This is a genomic window from Serratia quinivorans (genome assembly GCF_052113645.1).
Classification (GTDB): domain Bacteria; phylum Pseudomonadota; class Gammaproteobacteria; order Enterobacterales; family Enterobacteriaceae; genus Serratia; species Serratia quinivorans_B.
The window spans coordinates 37,840-59,274 of sequence record NZ_JBIEIU010000018.1 but is presented as its reverse complement, the minus strand read 5'-3'; the positions used below and the strand labels follow the sequence as shown (position 1 = coordinate 59,274).

Sequence of the window (21,435 nt, the reverse complement as noted above, 5' to 3'; positions counted from 1 at the left end):
TCACGCCTTACGCAGCGAAGCGGGCCGCATATCCTGCCAATGCTGTTCCAGCCAAATCATGCACAGCGGCCGCGCCGCCGGGCCGAACACCGGCGTCCACCCCGCCGGCACAGCGCTAAAGTCCGGCCACAGGCTGTATTGCAATTCATCATTCTGCACAATCAGGCAGCTTTGTTGCTCGTCATCGAACGGGTTCAGAGTTTCCATCGCGGACTCCTTGGGCAGTGAAGGTTAGATTGACTGAGGGGGCAGGATGTTGATCCGCCCACAGCGCCTGCAGGCCATCCATCAGGCCACCGCGCCAACACAAATGGTCGTGGCCGCCTGCCACCACCCGGTATTGCACCCGGTGACCGGCATCACGCAGCAAATCCGCCATCCGATCATTGACCCGGCGCGCCACTTTTTCATGCACGCCGGCTTCCATGAACACCTTCAGTTGGCCGTTGCCAACGCCCTGTTCAACCTGGCGCAGCAGCCAACCGGCATCGGCCGGTATCTCCTGCTGTTGATACATATCGCGGCGTGGCCACCAGAAGGAGCTGGACTGACAGATCACCCCACCAAAACACTGCGGCCAGTGCAGCCCGGCGTACAGCGATGACAAGCCGCCAAAACTTTGACCGCACACCAGAGTACGGGCGGGATCGCGCTGGTACTGCGCCCGTTCGGCGACCTGCGGCAGCAGTTCTTCTTGAACTGCCAGCCAGAAATCTTCATTACAGGCCAGCTCCTGGGAACGGTGCTTGAGATCGATAATGTCGATCAGCAGATAAACCGCCTCCGGCAGCTTGCCTTCGCGGGTCAACTGCATCAGCGGATCCCAGACCGGCATGTTGCTTGCCCAGAATTGGCCATCCAGCATTATCGCCAGCGGGCGTTGGGAAGGATCGCTGTCGCCGGTGGTGTATACCCAGACGTTACGGCTATTACCCAACCGCTCGCTGTGCCAACGGTGACGCTGTAAACGGGCGGGTGGCGCTGGGGTGCAGCGTCCGCTGGCGACCGCATAGCGATCGAAATCCTGCCAGGCCGGTTGCGGCAGCGCCTCCGGCATGTGCAGGCCGGACAGCACGTGGCCGCCGACCGCCGACCAGGAGCGATGAGGATTAAGCAGATCCTGGGTCGCGCCGGCAAACACCTGATGCCACCAATGGCGGATCACATGCATATTGAGGTGCGTATCTTCATCACTTTGGATCAGCGGACGGTCGTCCATGCAGGGAATAAAGCAGTAGCTGCCGCGCCAATCGGCACTCAGCTCGGTTTGCCAGTACCAGACGTCGGTCCCTTCCAGCCGTTGCAGGCTCTGCGGCGGCGACGACTGGTGGTGGTCGGTCAGACAATTGATGTGGATCCAAACGCGTTGATAGGCTGAGGTAAGCTCACATCCCTGAGGATCACGCCATAAAAACGTGACCTTCCCGCGTCCATCCCCTTGCAGCTCAACCAGCGGCGTGCCGCGTTTGGCGATATTCAGCCACCATCCATGGCGCCCGGCGTGCTTGCTCGATAATAATCTGCTGCTTTCTGACTCGGATTTTGTTTTCAAAACGCCTATTCACTATTTAGCTGGCAGCTTCAGGAAAGCCGGTAATTTCGCGGCGCGAGGTGCTGCCCAAGAAAACGGTAAACCGAATACTATTGATAATTATTTGCGTTTGCAATAGTGTGTATTGGCTCGTAAACAGGGCAGGTATTCTTCAACAGGGACGGATACCGGGTTTTAGCGCTGAATCCAATGTCGTGGCCACTGCACGTTGGCCGGTTGGGTTTATCTTTCCGAAAACAAAAAACTACAACCGCCCTTCTCACCGCCGGAGAGCCACTGCTTCGGTGCCCCGAGAAAGGCAGCAAGGTAGGAACTCTCAGATGAACAGCAAACTATCACGTTATTCCTTAGCCACACTCATCGGGTTAGGGTTAGGCGCGTCCGCTTTTGCACACGCCGCACAGCAAACTGATACCACCACAGAAACAGACAACGTCGCCAAAAACAAAAAAGAAGCCACCGAGGACACCATTGTCGTCACCGCGGCCAAGCAGAACCTGCAGGCGCCGGGGGTTTCCACCATCACCGCCGACGAGATCAAAAAACGCCCACCGGCACGCGATATCAGCGAGCTGATCCGCACCATGCCCGGCGTTGACCTGACCGGTAACTCCACCAGCGGCCAGCGCGGCAACAACCGCCAGATCGATATCCGCGGCATGGGCCCGGAAAATACCCTGATCCTGATCGACGGCAAACCGGCCAGCAGCCGCAACTCGGTGCGTCAGGGCTGGCGCGGTGAACGTGATACCCGTGGCGATACCGCCTGGGTGCCGCCGGAAATGATTGAACGCATCGAAGTGCTGCGCGGCCCGGCTGCGGCACGTTACGGCAACGGCGCTGCCGGCGGCGTGGTCAACATCATCACCAAGAAGAACACCAAAGAGCTGCACGGCTCGTTGAACACCTATTTCAACGTACCGCAGCATAAGCAGGAAGGTTCTACCAAGCGTACCGACTTCAGCCTGTCCGGTCCGCTGACCGATCAACTGAGTTTTCGCCTGTTCGGCGGTTACAGCAAAACGCAGGCCGACGCCTGGGACATTAATGAATCGCATAAGTCTGAGCGTGTAGGCGCCTATGCCAGCAGCATTCCTTCCGGCCGTGAAGGGGTGGTCGACAAAAACATCGATGCCCTGCTGCACTGGGATTTCGCGCACCTGCAATCCCTGGAGTTTGAATATTCCTATGGCCGCCAGGGCAACCTGTATGCCGGTGATACTCAGAACACCAACACCAATGCGCTGGTACAGAGCAACTACGGTAAAGAGACCAACCGCATCTACCGCGAGACCTTCGGCCTCAACCACCGTGGTGCCTGGGACAACGGCGTCAGCACCAACAACTACATTCAGTTCGAGCGCACGCGCAATACCCGTCTGAATGAAGGTCTGGCCGGCGGTACCGAAGGCATTTTCGATGCCAAAAACGAAGGCTTTGGCACCACCAAACTGGACGATTTCCTGGCACACAGCGAAGTCAGTGTGCCCTTCGAGCTGGGCGTGACGCAAACCGCCACCCTGGGTACCGAATGGAACCAACAACGGATGAAGGACGGCTCTTCCACCAGCCAAACGCTGATGGGCGGCACCCTGCCCGGTCAAGGGACCGGCACCCGTAGCCCGTACGCCTCCGCCCATATCTTCTCGCTGTTTGCCGAAGACAACATGGAGCTGACCGACAGCACCATGCTGACGCCGGGCTTGCGTTACGATCTGCACTCCGAGGCCGGCAACAACTGGAGCCCGTCGCTGAATCTGTCACAGGAACTGGGTGACAACTTCACCCTGAAAATGGGCATCGCCCGCGCCTACAAAGCGCCTAACCTGTACCAGACCAACCAGAACTATTTGCTGTACAGCAAAGGTCAGGGTTGTGCGTCCAGCGACGTCACTAATGGCTGCTACCTGTTGGGTAACGACGATCTGAAGGCGGAAACCAGCGTCAACAAAGAAGTCGGGCTGGAATTCCACAATGAAGGCTGGCTGGCCGGCGTGACCTATTTCCGCAACGACTACCACAACAAAATCGAAGCGGGTAACAGCCGCATCGGCACCAGCAGCACCGGTACGGCGATTTACCAGTGGGAAAACGTGCCGAAGGCAGTAGTGCAAGGTCTGGAAGGGACGTTGAACGTGCCGGTCAGCGAGACCGTCTCCTGGAGCAACAACGCCACCTATATGATTGAGAACAAGAATAAGAGCACCGGTGATTATCTGTCGGTGATCCCTAAGTTCACCATCAACTCGACGTTGAGCTGGCAGGCGACCCAGGATCTGTCGATGCAATCGACCCTGACCTGGTACGGCCGTCAGAAACCGAAGAAGTATAACTACCAGGGTAAGCCGGTTAGCGGTACCGAAACCAAGGAAGTCAGCCCGTATGCCGTAGTCGGCGCCAGCGCGACCTATGATGTAACCAAGAACGTCAGCGTTACCGCCGGTATCGACAACCTGTTCGACAAGCGCCAGTTCCGCGAAGGTAACGCGCAGAACGTCGGCGACCCAACCACCGGCGCCATTAACATTGCCGGTGCGGGTGCAGCCACCTATAACGAACCGGGCCGCACTTACTATATGAGCATCAACACGCATTTCTGATGCCAGGCCACTATGCTATGGGGCGCAGTTCACACGCTGCGCCCCTAACACCCAAAAGGGCTGCCAGGCAGCCCTTTTCTATTTTTTATTTCTCCAGCGACACCTGTTTGAAGATGTGTTTGCCAAAGGGGTCAATCTCGTAGCCTTTCACTTCTTTGCGCACCGGCTCAAAAATGGTCGAGTGAGCAATCATCAGCGCCGGCATCTGGTCATGCATCATCACCTGCGCCTGTTCATACATTGCCACCCGCTTGGCATGGTCGTTCTCTTCACGGGCTTGCAGGATCAGCTTGTCGAACGGCGGATAACACCACTTGGCCGAGTTCGAACCGCCGTTGGCCGAAACGCAGGTAAACAGCGGGCCGAAGAAGTTATCCGGATCGCCGTTGGCGGTCGTCCAGCCCATCAAGGCCGTTTGATGCTCGCCATTTTTTATCCGCTGCAGGTATTCACCCCACTCGAAGGTGACAATCTTGGCCTTCACGCCAATCTTCGCCCAGTCTGACTGGATCATCTCCGCCATGCGCTTGGCGTTCGGGTTATAGGGCCGCTGTACCGGCATCGCCCAGAGATCTATCGCAAAGCCCTGCCCTAACCCCGCCTCTTGCAGTAACTTTTTGGCTTTCTCCGGGGAATACGGGTAATCCTCAATCTTGTCATTGCTGCCCCACTGGGTCGGCGGCAGCAGGTTTTTCGCCGGCTGGCCCGCACCGTGGAACACCGCCTCGAGGATCGCCGGTTTGTTGACTGCCAACGCCAGCGCCTGCCGCACCTTGACGTTATCCAGCGGTTTTTTCTGGGTATTGAACGCTAAAAAACCGATGTTCAGGCCGGATTTCTCCATCACCTGAATATTCGGGTCCTGACGCATACGCGCCAGATCCGCCGGATTGGGGAACGGCATAACCTGACACTCGTTCTTTTGCAGCTTGGCATAGCGCACCGCCGCATCCGGGGTGATGGAGAACACCAGGCGGTCAACCTTGGGTTTGCCTTCCCAATAGTGGTCGAACGCCTTGTAGAGGATCTTCGCGTCCTTCTGGTATTGCACCAACTGGAAAGGACCGGTGCCGATCGGGTCGTTATCCACCCGTTGCGGGGTGCCGGCCTTGAGCATCGCATCGGCATATTCGGCGGAGAGGATGGTGGCGAAATACATGCCAAGATCGGCCACAAATGGCGCTTCGGCACGCGAAAGCTCAAAGCGCACGGTGTTGTCGTCCACTTTGACAATGTGGTTGATCAGCGTGCCGAACTCCATCGACTCAAAATTGGTGTAAGCGCCGTTGGAGACCTTGTGATAAGGATTGTTGGCGTCTTTTTGCCGCATAAAGGAGAAGATGACGTCGTCGGCGTTGAAATCACGGGTGGGAGTAAAGTATTTGTTGCTCTGGAATTTCACCCCTTTGCGCAGATGAAAAGTGTAATTCTTGCCGTCTTCGCTGACCTGCCAGCTTTCCGCCAGGCTGGGTTGCAGCTCAACGGTGCCGGTTTTGAAGTCCACCAGCCGGTTGTAGATCGTCGCCGAACTGGCGTCCACCGTCGGGCCAGAGGTAAACAGCTGCGGATTAAACCCTTCCGGCGAGCTTTCGGAACAATAAACCAGCGTACTGGCGCGAGCGCCGCCCATCACCGTCAAAGCCAATAATCCCAGCGTCATCGTTATTGCTTTTGTTTTCATCCTGCCATCCCCGGTATAGAAAATAGACTCGATGGATACCAATAAATCATGCAGTTAGGGATGTAAAGGACAAATTTTAGCCATGAAAAAAGGGAACGCCGCAGACGGCATTCCCCGTGGTTTTTACGCCTGTTGAAATTAAATCATCTGGCTGAAGTTCATTTGCGCCATCAGTTTGTAGTTGTCGGCGTAATCGACCGGAATGGCCACCACCACCGGCCCCTGAATTTCCATCGCTTGGCGCAGCATCGGCCGCAGGTCATCCACCGACTGCACGGCAAACCCAACCGCCCCGCACGCCTCGGCGTAGGCTTTAAAATCAATCGGCCCGAATTCCACCCCGGATTTACGGCGGTATTTGTTCATCTCCTGCATCTCCACCATGTTGTAGGCGTTATCCACCCAAATCACGTGCACGATGTTATTTTTCAGCCGCACGGCGGTCTCCAGCTCCATGCTCGACTGCATAAAACCGCCGTCGCCGGAAATCGACACCACTTTGTCGCCCGGCCGCACCAGCGCCGCGCCGATGGCCCACGGCAGCGCCACCCCCATGGTTTGCTGGCCGTTGGAAATCAACAGTTGGCGCGCCCGGAAGCTGTAAAGGTAACGCGCAATCCAGATGTGGAAACTGCCCATGTCCACGCACAGCGTCACGTCGTCGCTGACAATATCCTGCAGCTCTTTGACGATACGCAGCGGATGGATCGGCATCCCCCCGCGCCGAGCGGCACGTTCCGCCAGTTCGTTACGCTGACGCCCGAGATCGCTGAGGATCGACTCCACTTCGGCCGGCACGCTCACCACGCTGTTGAAGGCTTCGGTCATCATGTCGAGAGTCGCGCTGATGTTGCCCACCAGCTCGATGTCCGGGCGATAACAGGTATCGATGTCCGCCGGCAACACGTCGATATGCACCAGTTGCAGTCGGCCCTGACTGTTCCACATGCAGGGATCGTATTCGATCGGACCATAACCGACGCTGACCACCAGATCGGCCTTCTGTAACAGTTGGTCGGCGGGTTGGTTGTTGAACAGCCCAACGCGACCGGCAAAGCGCGCAAAGTGATTAACGTCGATCACCCCCGCCGCCTGATAGGTGCCCACTACCGGCATATGAGTGCGATGCAGCAGATGGCGCACGGCTTCGCTGTTTTCCGGGCGGCTGGCCTGCAGGCCCAGCAGCAGCACCGGGCATTTTGCCTGTTGGATCAGTTTTACCGCAGCGCGAATATCCTCGGCGGCGGCAGCGCCCATGCGCGGCAACCGACACCCTGCCAGCACCGGCGCGCTGACCGGCTCATTGACGATGTCCATCGGCAAGCTGATGAAAGACGCCCCCGGGCGGCCAAACTCGGCGTGGCGAAAAGCGTTGGCGATCACTTCGGAAATCGCCGAACCGGCATGCACTTCGGCGCAATACTTGGTCACCGGCCGGAACATGCTGACGGTGTCCATACTCTGGTGGGTTTGCTTGAGGTTGTCGGCGCGCTTCACCGCCCCGCCAAACGCCACCACCGCATCCCCTTCCGAGGTGGCGGTCGCCAGCCCGGTGATCAGGTTGGAGCTGCCTGGCCCGGAGGTCACCAACGCCACCCCGGCCTTGCCGGTCAAGCGCCCGACCGCCGCCGCCATAAACGCCGCGTTGGCTTCATGACGCACCACCACCGTTTCTATCGATGGTGCGTCTTCCAGCGAATCAAATACCCGGTCGATCTTGGCCCCCGGAATACCGAATACGTGTTTGACGCCCTGCGCCTCCAGATTTTTCACCACCAAATCTGCGCCGCATGACCAGTTATGGTCTGTTTTTGCCTTGTTCACGGAATACCTCCTGAAAATACACCCAAGACTGTCGCGGAATTAACCCTCGGCAGAACGAATCGCGCTGTCCAAATCCTCGGGACAGAGGTCGGCGCGCAGAAAATCCGCATCATGCGGCAACTGAAGATTGAGACGGGTGATCACGCCAAATTGCAGGCGACCATGATCAAGTTGGTAATCCAGCACGTGACCGCCACCGCTGCGGTCGTCGGTGACAAAGTGCTCGTGATAACCGGCCACGCCAACGCCCTGCATATAATCGGGCGAACGGAACCCCACCAGGGTGCCCTGGCGTCGATGGAAGGCAAAGGTCGGCTGCTCTTCTATCGCCTCCAGCATCGGGCGATAGGGCCGTTCCTGACGCGGCACGGTGCGGGTTTCCACATGACTGAACTCGCCGTCGACGCGCAGGGCGCAGAACAGATTCGGCGAGGCGACCTGCTCATCGATGCACTGGTGCAACTGCGCCTTGGTGATCGGGCGATCGAAGTGTTGGGTAACGCTTGGTTGGAAAAAGGTGACAACGGCAAACGGGGTTTTCTGCTGCAAACTGGCCGGTCGGGCGCTGCCGTCGGCGCGCAACTGGTGAATTTCCTGGTCGAAGGCGATCAGTTCGCCGTCGAGGTGATTGAAAGTGCCCAGGCCGAAGTTGCCGTGCTTGAGCAATTCGGCAATGGTGACTTCCCCTTCGTAAACGCCGCTGATTAATGCACTCATCAGCGAGATTTGATAGATCTCGCCCTCCCCGACGCTCAGTGACTGCCTGGCAAACCCTTGCGCCAAATGCTGCGCGCAGGAACACCCGTGGTCTTCGTTCATAAAAACTCCTCCACCAGCGCGGAGTGAAATGCCCCGCGCGTTCAAAAATGCTCACCCGAAGGTGAACAAAGATGTCGCCGGCAACGCGTTCAGGTGGAACGATTCAGCCAACGGCGACAAAAAAACCGGCACGGCAGGCCGGCGACGCCCAACGTCAACAACGGTTTAGTTTCACTAATCATTGTTGGTAAACAGGGCATCAATTTGAACGGTTAATCTGGTGTTGAAGTCATCATCAATACCGCAGGCGCACAACCGAGCCTGAGGAAAATACTGTATTTAACGTTCTAAAAACCGCGAGCTTTATGCATTTTCTCTCTGTGCGGCGAGGTTCACGGCATGCCATCGCTTTCCGTAAGCCCGAAAAAAGAGTAGCCGCAATGCGGCAGACGGAGAACCTGGTATTCATAAGAAACGCTTTTGCATATAATGCAAAGATGAATGACGCTCGCTATGTTGAACATCTGCCGATATTTCTCGAGGTGGCCCTGCTGGGCAGCTTCTCCGCTGCCGCCCGCAAACTGGGAAGGGTGCCTTCTTCGCTGGTACGCCACATTGATGCGTTGGAAAACGCGCTGGACGCGACGCTGTTTATTCGTTCCACACGGGGGCTGATGCTGACCGACGCGGGCGAAAGGCTGCAGGCGCGAGCAACCGCGCTGCTGACGGATATCACTGACATCCGCGCCGAACTGGCTTCGTTGAACGATATACCGCAAGGTACGCTGCGTATCAGTTGCCTGCCGACCTTCGGCAAAACCTACATCCTGCCGCTGTTGCCGACGCTGGCTGAAGGCTATCCGCAATTGTTTGTCGACCTGGATTTGACCGAACGCCAGACCGACCCGACGCAGGAGCTGCTGGACGCCGCCATTCGCATCGGCGAGCAGAAAGACAGCGGACTGTACGCCAGCCGCATAGCGACCCAGCGCTGGGTGATGTGCGCCAGCCCCGATTATATTGCCCGCTACGGGCAGCCGGCCGACCTGAACGCATTGCCGGAGCACCGGTTGATCGCCCGCTACCACAAGCAGCAACCGGCCTGCTGGGCGCAAATTCTCAGCGTCCCTCTGATGAGCCGCTGCAGCATGGTGCTGCGCTGTGACGACTTTACCGCTCAACGCCAGGCGGCGCTGCTGGGGTTGGGGCTCACCTTTTTACCCAACTGGGTGGTCGGGCCGGATATTCAGGCCGGTCGCTTATTGCAGGTGCTGGAAGATCCGCGCCAGGAGCAACAGGGCATTTACCTGCTGCGACCGGTGGCGAAGGTCTCCGCGCGGCTGAATCTGTTTATTACTCTGCTTAAACAAAGCATCGGTCAGCCGCCGAGCTGGGAATAAAGCGGGGAGATTCGACCATACAGCGCCGGATTGTCGCTTTCATCTTTCAGTTCCACCCCGGTCAGCCGCCGCTGGAAAGCCTGCTCCAGCAGCCACGCCAGTTTGAACGCCGCCTGCGGATAATCCAGCCCTTCCGGGCGCACGTTGGAGATGCAGTTGCGCTCCGACTCACGCCGCTGGGTGTTCGGCCCCCAGGTCAGGTAGATGCCGAGGCTGTCCGGTGACGACAGGCCCGGCCGCTCGCCGATCAATATCGCCACCGCTCTGGCCCGCAAACACTCGCCAATGTCATCCCCCAGCGCGACCCGCGACTGATGCGCCAACACCACCGGGGCCACCGCCAGCCCCAGCACTTCGAGATACGGCCGCAATGCCTGCAACAACGGCAACGCCTGGCGATGCACCGCCTTGGAGGACAAACCGTCCGCCACCACCAGCAGTAAATCGGCCGGTTTCTCCGGCAGGCCCAGCAGCAGGCTGCGGCTGTCCGGAGCCAACCGGCGTCCGAGATCCGGCCGACTGAGGTAGGCGGTGCGATCGGTGGCCTGGCTGTGTACCGTCAGGGTGTGCCACCCCTGTTCCTGCAATGCCTCGCCCAACGTCTCGCTGTCGAACGGCTGATGAACCGCATCACGCGCCTGCGCATGCGCCAAACCGAATTTAAGCAGCTCCTCGGTAGGCAGGCTGGAGCCGGTGCGCCCCAGCGCAATACGGGCATCGGTAAAGGCACGCAATGCGTCCCAACGGTTAACGTGGACCGGTTTGCTCATCTCCCCTCTCCTTGCAGCGCCAATAACAGGGGATGGTTGGCCGCCGTGTCGCGCAACTGGCCCCGTTCGTCGGTAATGTGCATTTTTATCAGCCAGTCGGCGAACTCCGGCGCGTGTTTCAGCCCCAGCAGTTCGCGGATATACAATGCGTCGTGGAATGAGGTGCTTTGATAATTGAGCATGATGTCGTCCGCGCCCGGCACGCCAATCAGGAAAGTCAGCCCGGCGGTGGCCAACAGCGTCAGCAGCGTGTCCATGTCGTCCTGATCCGCCTCCGCGTGATTGGTGTAACACACGTCGCAACCCAGCGGCAGTCCGAGCAACTTGCCACAGAAGTGATCCTCCAACCCGGCGCGGATTATCTGTTTACCATCGTACAAATACTCCGGGCCGATAAACCCGACCACGGTGTTGATCAGCAAGGGGGAGAAATGACGCGCCACCGCGTAGGCCCGTGCCTCGCAGGTTTGCTGATCCACGCCATGATGTGCGTTGGACGACAAACAGCTGCCCTGCCCGGTTTCGAAATACATGACGTTATTGCCCAGGGTGCCTCGATTGAGGCTCAGTGCCGCCTGCTGCGCTTCCGCCAACAGCGCCAGATTGATACCGAAACCTCGGTTGGCCGCTTCGGTCCCCGCGATCGACTGGAACACCAAATCTACCGGCGCGCCGCGTTCCATCAACCGCAGCGTATTGGTCACGTGCGTCAACACGCAGGATTGGGTAGGAATGGCGAAACGCTGGATCACGTCGTCCAGCATGTAGTTAAGCTTTTCCAGCAGCGGCAGGCTGTCACTGGCCGGATTGATACCGACCACCGCATCGCCGCTGCCATACAGCAAACCGTCGAGCATGCTGGCGGCAATGCCCTGCAGGCTGTCGGTCGGGTGGTTCGGCTGCAACCGCACGCTGAGACGGCCCGGCAGACCGAGGGTATTGCGAAAGCGGGTAACGACCCGGCACTTTTTCGCCACCAGGATCAGATCCTGGTTACGCATCAATTTGCTCACTGCCGCCGCCATTTCCGGCGTAATGCCGGCGGCCACCCGCGCCAACATCGCGCTGTCCGCCTGCTCGCTCAGCAGCCAGTCGCGAAAATCCCCTACCGTCAGGTGCGAAATGGGGGCAAAAGCCAGGGCGTCATGGCTGTCGATAATCAGCCGCGTGACCTCATCCTGTTCATAGGGTACCAACAGCTGCTGGAGAAAGGTTTTCAGCGGTACTTCCGCCAACGCGATACGCGCCGCCATGCGTTCCTCTGCGCTGTCTGCCGCCACTTCCGCCAGATAATCGCCGGAACGCGCCGGTGACGCCTTTGCCATCAACTGGCGTAAATCGCTGAAACGGTAGCTGCGCCGACTAAGCGTGGCCTGATACATAGCGTCCCCTGTGCTGCCCTGAGTGGTCAGTGGAAGTAGCAAACCCTGTACCAAGTGTAGTCAGTCGGCGCGTGAAATTATTTTCTGCCAAAAATCAGCCCGTTAATCTGTTCTGTCGGGCAATCTGCCGTTGGGTAAGCTGCACTAAAATCATGCACGGCATTTCGCCGCTGGGCGCTTCAGGTTACAGTAGCCGCAACAAAGGAGAGGTAATGACCCGGCAGCAGAAAATTATCCAATGGTTACAGCAAGATAGTGAAAGAATGATGGCATTGCGCACCGCACGGCGGCTCGGGCTGAATGACTGGTGCCTGGGGGCCGGTTTTGTGCGCAATCTGGTGTGGGATCAGCGCCACGGTTACGCTACGTCTACGCCGCTCAACGACATCGACGTGATCCATTTCGACCCACAGCGCCCGGAAGCTGAACGTGACCACATGCTGGAAACGCGACTGCAAGAGTGGCTGCCACAGCCCTGGTCGGTGAAAAACCAGGCGCGTATGCATTTGCGTAGCGGTCGAGCCCCTTATCGCAATAGCGAAGACGCCATCAGCTATTGGACCGAGGTGGAAACGGCCGTGGGCGCACGCCTGAATGCAGATGACAGCATTACGCTGGTCGCGCCGTTCGGTCTCGAGGGGCTGTTTGCCGACACTATTACCTTCAATGCCAAAAACGGCGACCTCGATGCCTATGAACAGCGGGTTGTCGGCAAAGGCTGGTTACAACGCTGGCCGCACCTGCGGCAAATCCGCGGGTAAAGTTTTGCCCCAGACTGCCGATACCCTGAGCAGCTACATCCAGTCTCAGGGAGAGAATTATGTCGACCAGCATTAGCATGATTGTTCCGGTGAAAAACACCGTACCCGGCGTCAGCCATGTTTTCAGCGCCCCCGGCAATGAAGGCCAGGTGTTGATGGCCAAACCGCTCAACCCGCAGCCCGAGGGCGGCAAGCCGAAAGAAACTCAGGAAGCCGACGGCAATCAGGTGAAAATTTCCGACAGCGGATCCTCGGCGCGTATCAAGGCGCTGAATAAACAAATTCAGGTGCTGCAACAAAAGCTGGTGGATCTGAAGGACTCGGATGGCGATCCCAAAGAGATAGAAAAGCAGAAACAGCTGATTCAGGCGCAGATCAAAATGCTGCAGGCCGAGATCGCGCGTATTCAAAAAGAAGAAATGGAAAAACAGCAGGCCGCGCAAATGGCCAAAGCCAGCGAGAGCATCGCTCCCGCCAAGGGTGACGGTATTAACCGCCCGACGGCGGCCAATGCCGTGGATGTGTATATCTGACTCAGTAGTCCGCTTGCTCTCGGCGCTGCTGCTGCAACAGCGCCGCCTGCTGCCCCACCACTTGCCAGATGACCTCCGCCGCCGGTGTCAGCGAGCGATTTTTGCGTCGTACCAGCATCAGCGCGCGGTTTATTTCCGGCACCAACCGACGCACCTTCAATTGGCCACCTTCCGGCAAGGGTAATGCCAGCGCCGGAAAAATGCTGATGCCGATCCCCGCCGCCACCATCGGGAACAGCGTCGCCGGGTGGCCAATCTCCTGAACCACCTTCGCTGCCACCCCTTGTTGGCGCAGTGCGCTGTCAATCAGCGGCCGGCTGCCGGAAGCATAATCCTGCAAGACCAAACGGCTGTCGTTCAGCGCCGACCAGTGCACCTCGGCCAGCCCGGCGAAGGGGTGATCGTTACGGCACAGCAGCAGGAAAGGTTCGTGCAAAATGGGTTCGCAGTCCAGATCCACCGCCTGCACCGGATCCACCACGATGCCAAAATCCACCTCGGCGTTGCGAATACTGTGCAGTACCTGCTGCTGTGCCTGGTCGCGCAGCATGATGCGAATATCCGGGTACTGTTTTTCCCCTGCGGCGATGCATTGCGGCATCAGGTGCGCGGAGATGGTTTGGCTCGACGCCACCCGCACCGTGCCGCTCCGCTGTACGCCAAAGCTGCGCGCATCCAACAATGATGACTGCAACTCATCCAGCAAACGTTCGACACGGTTGGCCAGGCGCTGCCCGGCGTCGGTCAGCACCACTTCGCGGGTAGTGCGATCGAGCAGGCGAACGCCGACCTCCGCTTCCAGCTCTTTCACGCTGTGGCTGACCGCCGATTGCGTCAGACCAATGGCCTCGCCGGCGCGGCTGAAACTGCGGTGGCGGGCAATGGCGACAAAAACCTTGAGCTGCTTAATCGAGTAATTCATGTTTTTTATTCATAAATGAATTAAATAAATCAATTTAATTATTATATCCCGCCGCGCAACAATGGGCGCATTGATTTTTTATCCGAGTACGCCGCCATGAGATTTTTGCCCGATCGCTTTACCCTGACGCTGATCGCCACCGTGCTGCTGGCTTCGTTCCTGCCGGCACGCGGCGAGTTCGTCGGCTGGCTGAACGCGCTGACCATCGCCGCCATCGCCTTGCTGTTCTTTATGCACGGCGCCAAGCTGTCGCGCGAAGCCATTCTGGCCGGCAGCAACAACTGGCGGCTGCACCTGTGGGTGATGTTCAGCACCTTCATTATTTTCCCGACGCTCGGCGTGCTGTTTAAATGGTGGTCGCCGGTCAACGTCAGCCCCGAGCTGTATTCCGGCTTTATTTATCTGTGTATTTTGCCCGCTACCGTGCAATCGGCCATCGCCTTTACCTCACTGGCGGGCGGCAACGTCGCCGCGGCGGTATGCAGCGCTTCGGCCTCGAGCCTGCTGGGGATTTTCGTTTCGCCGCTGCTGGTAGGACTGCTGATGAACGTTCACGGCGAAACCGGCAGCCTGCAACAGGTGGGCACCATCGTGCTGCAACTGCTGGTGCCCTTTGTCGTCGGGCACCTGTCACGCCCGCTGATCGGCAAATGGATTGAGCGCAACCGCAAGCTGATTGGCAAAACCGACCAGACCTCGATTCTGTTGGTGGTTTACGCGGCCTTCAGCGAAGCCGTCACGCACGGCATCTGGCATCAGGTGGGGTTGGGCTCGCTGGTATTTATCATCGTCGCCAGCCTGGTGCTGCTGACCATTGTGCTGGTGGTGAACACTTACATGGCACGCTGGCTGGGCTTTAGCAAAGCCGATGAGATCACCATTGTGTTCTGCGGTTCGAAGAAGAGTCTGGCGAACGGTATCCCGATGGCCAATATCCTGTTCCCGGCCGCCACCGTGGGGATTATGGTGCTGCCGCTGATGGTGTTCCATCAGGTACAACTGATGACCTGCGCCGTGCTGGCGCGGCGCTATCAGAAGAAACAGCAGGAAAAACCGGCGGTACCCAAAGCCGAAACGGCGCGAGGATAATCAAACGGGCGCGACGGACGCCGCGCCCGGCAACTCAACTTTTCTTCAGCGGCTTGACCAGGTGGTCGAGCCCTTCGATTTTAATCGCCAGCGTCATTTCCATCAGCATGCCAAGTTTGCCGTTGGGAAACTCCCCTTTGCGAGCAAACCACAGCAGGTACTCTTCGGGCAGGTCAATCAGCACCCGCCCCTGGTACTTGCCAAACGGCATCAGGGTGTTGGCGATTTCCAACAGGTTCTCTTTTTCCATCAGGCACCCAGCAGGCGGATCATTTCCGCTTCGTCGATTACCGCAATGCCCAGTTCCTGCGCCTTCACCAGCTTGGAACCGGCCGCTTCCCCGGCAATCACCAGATCGGTTTTCTTCGAAACGCTGCCGCTGACCTTGGCGCCCAGCGCCGTCAGGCGATCTTTGGCCTCATCGCGTGAAAGCTGACTCAGTGAACCGGTCAGCACCACGGTTTTGCCGGCAAACGGACTGTCGATCTCTTCCGCCACGATCACCACCGGTGCCGGCCAATTGATGCCGATCTCGGCGCTGACCAGTTCATTGATGACCTTCTGGTTGAGCTCTTCGTCGAGGAAATGCCGCGTGTGCTTCGCCACCACTTCACCGACATCCGGCACTTCTTTCAACGCGTCGATATCGGCGGCGAACAGTTTCTCCAGCGTGCCGAAGTGCGCAGCCAGATTGGCGGCCGTCGATTCGCCGACCTCGCGAATGCCCAGCGCATACAGGAAACGGGCGAAAGTAGTCTGCTTGGACTTCTCCAGCGCGTTGACCAGATTCTGCGCCGATTTCGGCCCCATGCGATCCAGCCCGGTCAGAATGCCGGCGGACAGACGGAACAGATCGGCCGGGTTCTTGACGTACTCTTTTTCCACCAGCTGTTCGATGATTTTGTCGCCCATGCCGTCGACGTCCAACGCCCGACGGGAAACGAAATGCTTCAGCGCTTCTTTGCGCTGCGCGGCGCAGATCAACCCACCGGTACAGCGTGCCACCGCTTCGCCTTCCACTCTCTCGACGTCGGAACCGCATACCGGACAATGTTGCGGGAACACAATTTCACGCGCGTCCGCCGGGCGGCGATCGGCCATCACTCCCACCACCTGCGGGATCACGTCACCGGCGCGGCGCACGATCACCGTATCGCCAATGCGCAAGCCCAAACGTTCAATTTCGTCGGCGTTGTGCAACGTGGCGTTGCTGACAATCACCCCGGCCACCAGCACCGGCTCCAGACGCGCCACCGGCGTAATCGCCCCGGTACGACCCACCTGGAATTCCACCTCGCGCACCAGGGTGATTTGCTCCTGCGCCGGGAACTTGAACGCCGTCGCCCAGCGTGGCGCACGCGCCACAAAGCCGAGCGTTTCCTGCAGGTCGATATCGTCGATCTTCACCACCACGCCGTCGATATCAAAACCGAGCTGCGCACGGTCCTGCTCAACCTGACGGTAGAATGCCAAGACTTCGTCGCTGCCGGTGCAACATTTGGCGCGGTCGCTGACCGGTAAACCCCAATCTTTGAACTGCATCAGACGCTGCCAGTGACTGCGCGGCAACTCGCCCCCTTCCAGCAAGCCAACGCCATAGCAGAAGAAGGTCAGCGGGCGCTTGGCGGTAATGCGCGGGTCAAGCTGACGGATCGAACCGGCCGCGGCGTTACGCGGGTTGGCGAAAATCTTGCCGTCTTTGCGGCGCGCTTCTTCGTTCATCTGTTCGAAACCGGCCTGCGGCATAAACACTTCGCCGCGCACTTCCAACCGACGCGGGATATTGTCGCCGGTCAACCGCAACGGAATGGCGCGGATAGTCCGCACGTTGGAGGTAATGTTTTCACCGGTGGTGCCGTCGCCACGCGTGGCCGCGCGCACCAGTTCGCCCTCTTCGTACAGCAGGCTGACCGCCAGGCCATCCAGCTTCAGCTCGCAGCAGAAGCTCAGCGGATCGCTGCTCTTCAGGCGATCCTGCACCCTTTTGTAGAATGCCAGGAAGCTCTCTTCATCGAAAACGTTGTCCAGCGACAACATCGGCACTTCATGGCGCACCTGGTCGAACGCGGCCAAAGGGGCGGCGCCCACACGCTGGGTAGGAGAATCGGCGGTGATCAACTCCGGATGCGCGCTTTCCAGCTCGCGCAGTTCACGCATCAGGCGATCGTATTCCGCATCCGGCACTTCCGGCGCGTCCAGCACATGATATTGGTATTCGTGATGGCGCAGTGAGGTTCGTAGTTGATTGATTTGTTGGATTATCGATTCCATGGCTCACCATCAAAGATAAAAAACCCCCGGCAGGCGGGGGCTTTGTTGTTACGGATGTTCAGTGCGCGTAGCAGCCGTTTAGTCGTTGTTATCCAACACTTCACGAATGCGCGCTTTGTAGGTTTCCAACTTCTGCGGGGTCATCATGCGGCGCTCATCGTCCAGCACCACACCACCCACATCGTCGGCGATCCGCTGTGCCGACTGCAGCATCAGCTTGAAGTTCTGATTAGCGTCGCCATACGACGGCACCATCATGAACATCGATACGCCCGGCGTTGAGAAATCGGACATCATCTCGGGATCAAAGGACCCTGGTTTAACCATATTCGCCAGGCTGAACAGCACAGGACCGCTGCCCGCAGGGCTGATATGGCGATGGAAAATGCCCATTTCGCCAAACTGGAAGCCCGCCTGCAGCACGCTCTGCAGCAGAACTTCGCCGCCGATCACGCCACCCTGATGTGCGGTAACGTGCAGCACCAGTACGGTTTCTTTCAGTTTTGCCGGTTTGACGGCAGCAGGTTCAGGCTGAGGCTCGTGCACCACCGCTGGCTTCTCTTCCGGCTGCGGCTGATGAGCAGGTTCGGCATGGAATGCCGGCTCCGCTGCATGCGCCACTGGCGGCAGATCGTCAACGCGCGGTTCACGGCGCGGCGCAGGCTGCTGCGGCTCGTCGTCTTCGTCCTGCGCGTAGTTGTCCAGCAGGATGTCATCATAATCCGGCCGCTGAGACAGCGGTGGCGGAGACTGATGAGCAGCCGGTTGAACGGCACGCGGTGCTGGCTCAGCCGCCGGAGCAGGCTTGGGCGCAACCACGGGTTCTTCGCGAGCGGCATCAAAATGACCAAAAGACGGCTCATCTTGCGGGTGAGCGGAGCGTACACGCACCTCTCCCACGCCTTCATCGAGATCGTCGATCGGGGATTGTTCACGTTCCTTTTTGGAACGTTTGGCTGGGCGATCGCGAAAAAGCGATGAGCGTTCCTTACGACTGGTCCAAAGACCGTGCAATAACAACGCTATTATGGCGATCGCGCCAACAACGATTAATATCAGACGCAAATCCTGCATCATTGCTATCTCTGTTGTTCCAATACATTGCCACCGCGGCAAACATTCACTCTTTAACTCTATTTGCCCAAGCACACAAGTGCAAGTCCGTGCTGAACTTTATGCCAATAAAGATGATTATACTGCCTTTTTTTGCTGTTTTTTCAGCCAATGTCACCCTAGCCAGTAGAAAATCATCCCGATATGATAGCGATGCCTGTTCAGACAAAGAGATAACTTAAGATATGTCCTATTCGCAGTCACCTTCTCACTCCACCAGCGGCCTTCATTATTTTGCCGAAGGCTGGCGCCTGATTTCGCGCCCGGGGATTAAACGCTATGTCGTATTGCCGTTACTGGTCAACGTGCTGTTGATGGGGTCCGCCTTCTGGTGGCTGTTCAGTCAGCTCGGCGACTGGATCCCAAGCATGATGAGCCATGTCCCCACCTGGCTGCAGTGGCTCAGCTATTTGCTGTGGCCGCTGGCGGTCATTTCCGTCCTGCTGGTGTTCAGCTATCTGTTCAGCACCATCACCAACCTGATTGCCGCGCCGTTTTGCGGCCTGCTGGCCGAACAGTTGGAAGGTAGCCTGACCGGCAAACCACTGCCGGACACCGGCATTTTTGGCATTGTGAAAGATCTGCCGCGCATCATGGCGCGTGAATGGCGCAAACTGGCCTACTACCTGCCGCGCGCGCTGGTGCTACTGATACTCTATTTCATTCCGGGCATCGGCCAGACGGTGGCGCCGGTGCTGTGGTTCCTGTTCAGCGCCTGGATGCTGGCTATCCAGTATTGCGACTACCCGTTCGATAACCACAAGGTGAGCTTTGCCGATATGCGCCGCGCGCTGCGCCAGCATAAAACCGACAACCTGCAGTTTGGCGCGATGGTCAGCCTGTTCACCATGATCCCGATCCTCAACCTGGTGATCCTGCCGGTGGCCGTTTGTGGTGCCACCGCCATGTGGGTCGATCGCTATCGCACACAATTCGTCCGTTCCTGAGCCGTTTTCCTGGCCGCATTACGATTAATTCTTCGACAGGGCGTGCAATTTGCGCCCTTATCCTTGTGCTTAAAACTTATTTCCTAATAACATATAGATATACCAATTCTTTACTTCCCTGCCGGTACTGTTAGCGTATGCTTTCGACGTTCCCCACATTTTCATAGAGTTAAAGGACGGGCTATGAGCAAGATATATGAAGACAACTCATTAACAATCGGCCATACGCCGCTGGTTCGTCTGAACCGTATCGGCAACGGACGCATTCTGGCCAAGGTTGAATCACGCAACCCCAGCTTTAGCGTTAAGTGCCGCATCGGTGCCAATATGATCTGGGACGCAGAAAAGCGTGGCATTTTGGTCGCCGGTAAAGAACTGGTGGAGCCGACCAGCGGCAACACCGGCATCGCTCTGGCATTCGTCGCCGCGGCACGCGGCTATAAGCTGACGCTGACCATGCCGGAAACCATGAGCATTGAACGCCGCAAGCTGCTGAAAGCGCTGGGCGCCAATCTGGTGCTGACCGAAGGCGCAAAAGGCATGAAAGGCGCGATCGCCAAGGCGGAAGAAATCGTCGCCACCGATCCGAACCGCTATATCATCCTGCAGCAGTTCAGCAACCCGGCTAACCCGGCGATCCACGAACAAACTACCGGCCCGGAAATCTGGGACGACACCGATGGCGAAGTCGACGTTTTCATCTCCGGCGTCGGTACCGGCGGCACGCTGACCGGTGTCAGCCGCTATATCAAAAATACCAAAGGCAAAGCGATCACCACCGTGGCGGTAGAGCCAACCGACTCGCCGGTCATCACCCAGGCGCTGGCCGGTGAAGAAATCAAACCGGGCCCGCACAAAATTCAGGGTATCGGCGCCGGCTTTATCCCCGGTAACCTGGATCTCGATCTGGTGGACCGCGTGGAACAAATCACCAACGACGAAGCCATCAGCATGGCACGCCGTCTGATGGATGAAGAAGGCATTCTGGCGGGTATTTCCTCCGGTGCGGCAGTGGCCGCAGCGGTGAAACTGGCCGAAGAACCGGCGTTCGCCGACAAAACCATCGTGGTGATCTTACCGTCCTCCGGCGAACGTTATCTGAGTACCGCCCTGTTCGCCGATTTGTTCACCGAGCAAGAATTGCAACAGTAGTGCCACCCGTGCACGAATCGCTAAAAAAGCACCTTTCGGGGTGCTTTTTTGTGGACTGGATCAAAGTTTATAGCAGTCAAAGATTGATTTTACCCGTCAGCTTTAGTATTTAACGGTGCATTATTTCGATGCGCAAAATTAATCACCCTTCATTTCTTGTTTAGGCTGAATCGATTTACTCATTTGTCGCTGACGCGTTAAACACGGCATAATGAAGCGCGGATTGAAACGACGGCGGAAGCCAAATTTTTTGATCTGAAGTGCCAAACTCGTCGTTTTCTGTTGCATCAATGCTCGCCCCTGTACCATAGTCAGGCGCTAACCAGACAAGCTAAAGTCATACCCTTGGGCTAAACTTTAGCTCCACAACAAACCAATAAGTTGGGGAAACATCAATGTTCCAGCAAGAAGTTACTATTACCGCTCCGAATGGTCTGCACACTCGCCCTGCCGCTCAGTTCGTTAAAGAAGCCAAAGGCTTCACCTCTGACATCACCGTGACCTCTAACGGTAAAAGCGCCAGCGCCAAAAGCCTGTTCAAACTGCAAACTCTGGGGCTGACTCAAGGGACCGTAGTGACCATCTCCGCTGAAGGTGAAGACGAGCAAAAAGCCGTTGAACACTTGGTAAAACTGATGGCAGAGCTTGAGTAATCGGCCCGTCTTCTTAGTTAACACCA

Annotated in this window: 20 protein-coding genes; 8 read left to right on the top strand and 12 right to left on the bottom strand. The window is 57.9% G+C overall.

The genetic code is table 11. From position 1 onward, the window contains the following. Together ACGS9J_RS23625 and fes are read right to left on the bottom strand one after the other, a co-directional pair. Positions 1–207, bottom strand: coding sequence for an MbtH family protein (locus ACGS9J_RS23625; protein WP_128864642.1), 207 nt, complete (start codon positions 205–207; stop codon positions 1–3). Continuing rightward, positions 182–1,552: an enterochelin esterase gene (gene fes / locus ACGS9J_RS23620; protein ID WP_442233098.1), complete on the bottom strand. Its 1,371-nt coding sequence runs from the start codon at positions 1,550–1,552 to the stop codon at positions 182–184. The genes ACGS9J_RS23625 and fes overlap by 26 nt, the downstream gene beginning before the upstream one ends. Positions 1,553–1,872: 320 nt before the next feature. On the opposite strand from fes, the gene ACGS9J_RS23615 reads away from it, so the two are divergent. Further along, a complete protein-coding gene (locus ACGS9J_RS23615; RefSeq protein ID WP_442233097.1) occupies positions 1,873–4,152 on the top strand; it encodes a TonB-dependent siderophore receptor in 2,280 nt (759 codons plus the stop codon). Between the two features lie 85 nt (positions 4,153–4,237). Here ACGS9J_RS23615 and ACGS9J_RS23610 read toward each other — a convergent pair whose 3' ends face one another. From ACGS9J_RS23610 to budA, 3 genes are all read right to left on the bottom strand, one after another. Next, positions 4,238–5,833, bottom strand: coding sequence for an ABC transporter substrate-binding protein (locus ACGS9J_RS23610; RefSeq protein WP_442233096.1), 1,596 nt, complete (start codon positions 5,831–5,833; stop codon positions 4,238–4,240). A 138-nt stretch (positions 5,834–5,971) separates the two neighbouring features. After that, positions 5,972–7,657, bottom strand: a complete 1,686-nt coding sequence (alsS, locus tag ACGS9J_RS23605; protein WP_442233095.1) for an acetolactate synthase AlsS — start codon at positions 7,655–7,657, stop codon at positions 5,972–5,974. Between the two features lie 39 nt (positions 7,658–7,696). After that, positions 7,697–8,476, bottom strand: a complete 780-nt coding sequence (gene budA / locus ACGS9J_RS23600) for an acetolactate decarboxylase (protein ID WP_442233094.1) — start codon at positions 8,474–8,476, stop codon at positions 7,697–7,699. A 380-nt stretch (positions 8,477–8,856) separates the two neighbouring features. Here budA and ACGS9J_RS23595 point away from each other — a divergent pair, with 380 nt between their 5' ends. Next, positions 8,857–9,816 carry a LysR family transcriptional regulator gene (locus ACGS9J_RS23595; protein WP_442233093.1) on the top strand — a complete coding sequence of 320 codons (960 nt, stop codon included), beginning with the start codon at positions 8,857–8,859 and terminating at the stop codon, positions 9,814–9,816. Here ACGS9J_RS23595 and eutC read toward each other — a convergent pair. Continuing rightward, the gene (eutC, locus tag ACGS9J_RS23590; RefSeq protein ID WP_442233092.1) at positions 9,795–10,586 is read right to left on the bottom strand and encodes an ethanolamine ammonia-lyase subunit EutC; all 792 of its coding nucleotides are present in this window, start codon (positions 10,584–10,586) and stop codon (positions 9,795–9,797) included. The two genes, ACGS9J_RS23595 and eutC, sit on opposite strands and share 22 nt — an antisense overlap. Next, positions 10,583–11,968, bottom strand: coding sequence for an ethanolamine ammonia-lyase subunit EutB (locus ACGS9J_RS23585; RefSeq protein WP_442233091.1), 1,386 nt, complete (start codon positions 11,966–11,968; stop codon positions 10,583–10,585). Before ACGS9J_RS23585 ends, eutC begins: the two co-directional genes overlap by 4 nt. A gap of 212 nt (positions 11,969–12,180) precedes the next feature. Between ACGS9J_RS23585 and ACGS9J_RS23580 the strand changes: the two genes are divergently transcribed. Together ACGS9J_RS23580 and ACGS9J_RS23575 are read left to right on the top strand one after the other, a co-directional pair. After that, positions 12,181–12,729, top strand: coding sequence for a nucleotidyltransferase family protein (locus ACGS9J_RS23580; protein WP_442233090.1), 549 nt, complete (start codon positions 12,181–12,183; stop codon positions 12,727–12,729). Between the two features lie 59 nt (positions 12,730–12,788). Continuing rightward, on the top strand, positions 12,789–13,262 hold the full coding sequence (locus ACGS9J_RS23575; RefSeq protein ID WP_442233089.1) for a FlxA-like family protein: 474 nt from the start codon (positions 12,789–12,791) through the stop codon (positions 13,260–13,262). A gap of 1 nt (position 13,263) precedes the next feature. On the opposite strand, the gene ACGS9J_RS23570 is transcribed toward ACGS9J_RS23575, so the two are convergent. Then, entirely contained in the window at positions 13,264–14,184 is a 921-nt protein-coding gene (locus tag ACGS9J_RS23570; RefSeq protein WP_442233088.1) for a LysR family transcriptional regulator, read from the bottom strand. A gap of 96 nt (positions 14,185–14,280) precedes the next feature. Between ACGS9J_RS23570 and ACGS9J_RS23565 the strand changes: the two genes are divergently transcribed. After that, on the top strand, positions 14,281–15,273 hold the full coding sequence (locus ACGS9J_RS23565) for a bile acid:sodium symporter family protein (protein ID WP_442233087.1): 993 nt from the start codon (positions 14,281–14,283) through the stop codon (positions 15,271–15,273). Positions 15,274–15,307: 34 nt separating this feature from the next. Here ACGS9J_RS23565 and ACGS9J_RS23560 read toward each other — a convergent pair whose 3' ends face one another. From ACGS9J_RS23560 to zipA, 3 genes are all read right to left on the bottom strand, one after another. Continuing rightward, positions 15,308–15,523, bottom strand: a complete 216-nt coding sequence (locus ACGS9J_RS23560) for a DUF3820 family protein (protein WP_442233086.1) — start codon at positions 15,521–15,523, stop codon at positions 15,308–15,310. Further along, positions 15,523–17,544, bottom strand: coding sequence for an NAD-dependent DNA ligase LigA (gene ligA / locus ACGS9J_RS23555; RefSeq protein WP_442233085.1), 2,022 nt, complete (start codon positions 17,542–17,544; stop codon positions 15,523–15,525). Before ligA ends, ACGS9J_RS23560 begins: the two co-directional genes overlap by 1 nt. 78 nt (positions 17,545–17,622) lie before the next feature. Continuing rightward, positions 17,623–18,621 (bottom strand): cell division protein ZipA, encoded by a 999-nt coding sequence (zipA, locus tag ACGS9J_RS23550; protein ID WP_442233084.1) that lies wholly within the window; start codon positions 18,619–18,621, stop codon positions 17,623–17,625. 221 nt (positions 18,622–18,842) lie between these two features. On the opposite strand from zipA, the gene cysZ reads away from it, so the two are divergent. Continuing rightward, on the top strand, positions 18,843–19,604 hold the full coding sequence (gene cysZ, locus ACGS9J_RS23545) for a sulfate transporter CysZ (RefSeq protein WP_442233083.1): 762 nt from the start codon (positions 18,843–18,845) through the stop codon (positions 19,602–19,604). A 183-nt stretch (positions 19,605–19,787) separates the two neighbouring features. Then, the gene (gene cysK / locus ACGS9J_RS23540) at positions 19,788–20,756 is read left to right on the top strand and encodes a cysteine synthase A (RefSeq protein ID WP_044552772.1); all 969 of its coding nucleotides are present in this window, start codon (positions 19,788–19,790) and stop codon (positions 20,754–20,756) included. Positions 20,757–20,894: 138 nt separating this feature from the next. Here the strand turns inward: cysK and ACGS9J_RS23535 are convergent, their stop codons facing one another. After that, the gene (locus tag ACGS9J_RS23535) at positions 20,895–21,044 is read right to left on the bottom strand and encodes a hypothetical protein (protein WP_442233082.1); all 150 of its coding nucleotides are present in this window, start codon (positions 21,042–21,044) and stop codon (positions 20,895–20,897) included. 107 nt (positions 21,045–21,151) lie between these two features. On the opposite strand from ACGS9J_RS23535, the gene ptsH reads away from it, so the two are divergent. Then, positions 21,152–21,409, top strand: a complete 258-nt coding sequence (gene ptsH / locus ACGS9J_RS23530; protein WP_004936458.1) for a phosphocarrier protein Hpr — start codon at positions 21,152–21,154, stop codon at positions 21,407–21,409. Positions 21,410–21,435: the final 26 nt, after the last annotated feature.

Excerpts from the sequence above, each read along its gene's own strand:
- ACGS9J_RS23625 (WP_128864642.1), bottom strand. The coding sequence starts at position 207 with ATGGAAACTCTGAACCCGTTCGATGACGAGCAACAAAGCTGCCTGATT.
- ACGS9J_RS23615 (WP_442233097.1), top strand. The coding sequence starts at position 1,873 with ATGAACAGCAAACTATCACGTTATTCCTTAGCCACACTCATCGGGTTA.
- ACGS9J_RS23610 (WP_442233096.1), bottom strand. The coding sequence starts at position 5,833 with ATGAAAACAAAAGCAATAACGATGACGCTGGGATTATTGGCTTTGACG.
- budA (WP_442233094.1), bottom strand. The coding sequence starts at position 8,476 with ATGAACGAAGACCACGGGTGTTCCTGCGCGCAGCATTTGGCGCAAGGG.
- ACGS9J_RS23595 (WP_442233093.1), top strand. The coding sequence starts at position 8,857 with ATGCGGCAGACGGAGAACCTGGTATTCATAAGAAACGCTTTTGCATAT.
- eutC (WP_442233092.1), bottom strand. The coding sequence starts at position 10,586 with ATGAGCAAACCGGTCCACGTTAACCGTTGGGACGCATTGCGTGCCTTT.
- ACGS9J_RS23585 (WP_442233091.1), bottom strand. The coding sequence starts at position 11,968 with ATGTATCAGGCCACGCTTAGTCGGCGCAGCTACCGTTTCAGCGATTTA.
- ACGS9J_RS23580 (WP_442233090.1), top strand. The coding sequence starts at position 12,181 with ATGACCCGGCAGCAGAAAATTATCCAATGGTTACAGCAAGATAGTGAA.
- ACGS9J_RS23575 (WP_442233089.1), top strand. The coding sequence starts at position 12,789 with ATGTCGACCAGCATTAGCATGATTGTTCCGGTGAAAAACACCGTACCC.
- ACGS9J_RS23570 (WP_442233088.1), bottom strand. The coding sequence starts at position 14,184 with ATGAATTACTCGATTAAGCAGCTCAAGGTTTTTGTCGCCATTGCCCGC.
- ACGS9J_RS23565 (WP_442233087.1), top strand. The coding sequence starts at position 14,281 with ATGAGATTTTTGCCCGATCGCTTTACCCTGACGCTGATCGCCACCGTG.
- ACGS9J_RS23560 (WP_442233086.1), bottom strand. The coding sequence starts at position 15,523 with ATGGAAAAAGAGAACCTGTTGGAAATCGCCAACACCCTGATGCCGTTT.
- ligA (WP_442233085.1), bottom strand. The coding sequence starts at position 17,544 with ATGGAATCGATAATCCAACAAATCAATCAACTACGAACCTCACTGCGC.
- zipA (WP_442233084.1), bottom strand. The coding sequence starts at position 18,621 with ATGATGCAGGATTTGCGTCTGATATTAATCGTTGTTGGCGCGATCGCC.
- cysZ (WP_442233083.1), top strand. The coding sequence starts at position 18,843 with ATGTCCTATTCGCAGTCACCTTCTCACTCCACCAGCGGCCTTCATTAT.
- cysK (WP_044552772.1), top strand. The coding sequence starts at position 19,788 with ATGAGCAAGATATATGAAGACAACTCATTAACAATCGGCCATACGCCG.
- ACGS9J_RS23535 (WP_442233082.1), bottom strand. The coding sequence starts at position 21,044 with ATGCAACAGAAAACGACGAGTTTGGCACTTCAGATCAAAAAATTTGGC.
- ptsH (WP_004936458.1), top strand. The coding sequence starts at position 21,152 with ATGTTCCAGCAAGAAGTTACTATTACCGCTCCGAATGGTCTGCACACT.